The organism is Trebonia sp., assembly GCF_049794275.1.
GTDB lineage: Bacteria > Actinomycetota > Actinomycetes > Streptosporangiales > Streptosporangiaceae > Trebonia.
Map to the genome: position 1 here is coordinate 1 of NZ_JBARCR010000987.1, position 2,036 is coordinate 2,036.

Annotated in this window: 2 protein-coding genes and 1 pseudogene; 2 read left to right on the top strand and 1 reads right to left on the bottom strand. The window is 72.6% G+C overall.

The window, feature by feature from the left end:
- Positions 1–360: pseudogene (locus WA805_RS25070) on the bottom strand (hypothetical protein); the annotation flags it as partial.
- A gap of 167 nt (positions 361–527) precedes the next feature.
- Here WA805_RS25070 and WA805_RS25075 point away from each other — a divergent pair.
- Positions 528–1,778, top strand: coding sequence for a glycosyltransferase family 4 protein (locus tag WA805_RS25075; protein WP_425243563.1), 1,251 nt, complete (start codon positions 528–530; stop codon positions 1,776–1,778).
- The coding region (locus tag WA805_RS25080) for a class I SAM-dependent methyltransferase (RefSeq protein ID WP_425243564.1) at positions 1,772–2,036 on the top strand (265 nt) is incomplete at its 3' end. The genes WA805_RS25075 and WA805_RS25080, both read left to right, overlap by 7 nt.

Below are 2,036 nucleotides of genomic sequence, written 5' to 3' on the forward strand. Positions count from 1 at the left end.
CGCGAACGCGGCGGCCGACGCGGCAGTACCGGATGGAAAGGACGTGGTACGCGGCGGCGCCGCCATCCTCCCGACGGGGAGCAGCGGGCGCTCCGGGCGCGTCCTGCGGACCAGCCGCTTGGCGAGCACGTTGGCGGCCGGGCTGGCTATCGCCATGCCCGCCAGCCCGCGCAAGGCCGCCCTGCGGGTCCACTTGCTGCGCCTGGCGCCGAGAGCGGCCGCCAGCGCGAACCACAGCACGCCATGATCCGCGACCCGGCCGAGTCCGGTCGTCGCGCGGTCCAGCGCTTGTGTGTTGGCCGCCGTCATCCGGCTGAGCAGCCGCTGGTCCGCCGCGGCGATCCGGTTGCGTATCGTCACCCGTGCGCTCCCCACTGGTCGGAGGAACTGCCGCGGCTCGCGGATGCGGCAGGCGCTAGACCAACTACCACGCCTGGGGCAAATCACTCATCGCGGGCGCGCGGGGTCCCGCCTGGAGACACGGGTGCCTCATCGGGCCGCGAACTTACCCTTTGGTAAGGTGCCCCGTGACCTCTGTGAGCCGTCCGCTGCGCATCGCGCTGCTGTCCTACCGCAGCAAGCCGCACTCTGGCGGGCAGGGCGTCTACGTGCGGCACCTGAGCAGGGAGCTCGCCGCCGCCGGGCATCACGTCGAGGTGTTCTCCGGGCAGCCGTACCCGGAACTCGACGACGGCCCGCGGCTGCGCCAGGTACCGAGCCTCGACCTGTACAGGGACGAGGACCCGTTCCGCACCCCGGGGCTCGGCGAGATCAGGGACTGGGCCGACGCGCTCGAGACGGTCATGATGTGGGGCGGCGCGTTTCCCGAGCCGCTGACGTTCAGCATCCGCGCGCTGCGCGCGCTGGCCCGGCGCCCCGGCGACTTCGACGTGATACACGACAACCAGGGACTCGGCTACGGGATGCTGGGCGTGCCTCGGCTCGGCCTGCCGATGATCACCAGCATCCATCACCCGATCACCGTGGACAAGCGGCTGGACCTGGCCGCCAGCAGCTTGCTGCAGCGGCTGAACAAGCACCGCTGGTATGGCTTCGTCCGGATGCAGGGCCGGGTGGCGCGCCGGGCCGGACCGCTGATCACGGTCTCCGAATCGTCAAAGAACGACATCTGCCGGGATTTTCGCGTGCGGCGCGATGCCGTGCACATCGTGCCCCTCGGCGTGGACGCGCGGCTGTTCCGGCCGCGCGGCGAGGACGCCGGGCCCAGGGTCCGGGGCCGGATCGTGACCGTGATCAGCGCCGACTCGCCGCTCAAGGGGCTGCCCACGCTGCTGCGCGCGGTGGCGAAGCTGGTCACCGAGCGCGACGTCCACCTGATGGTCGTCGGCACGCCTTCGACGGCGACCAGGAAGCAGGCCGCGCAGCTCGACCTCGCCGACCGGGTCACGTTCGTGAGCGGCCTGCCGGACGAGGTGTACGCCCGGCTGCTCGCCTCCGCGGAGATCGCCGTGGTCCCGTCCATGTACGAGGGGTTCTCGCTGCCCGCGGTGGAGCACATGGCGTCGGGCACGCCGCTGATCGCCAGCCGGGCCGGCGCGCTGCCCGAAGTGACCGGCGACGCCGCCGTGCTGGTGACCCCTGGCGACGCGGAAGAACTCGCCGCCGCGCTCCGCACGCTGCACGACGGCGAAGCGGAGCGGGCGAGCATGGCGGAACGGGGCCTCGCCAGGGTCGGCGAGCGGTTCGCCTGGCCCGCGGTCGCCGCCGCCACCGTGGCCCTCTACCGGAAGGTGGTCAACGGGGAGCTCGCGTGCTGACGGTCGATTTCACGAGGTTTCCGGTAAGCGCGGGTGATCTCGTCCTCGACCTCGGCTGCGGCGCGGGCAGGCACGCCTTCGAGGCCTACCGCCGCGGGGCGAACGTGGTAGCCGCCGACCTCGACGGCGGCGAACTGACCCCGGTCCGCGGCATGTTCGCCGCCATGCGCGCCGAAGGCGAGGTCGCTCCCCCGGCGGCCGCGGCACCCGTCACCGCGGACGCGACGAAGCTGCCGTTCCCCGACGACTCGTTCGACC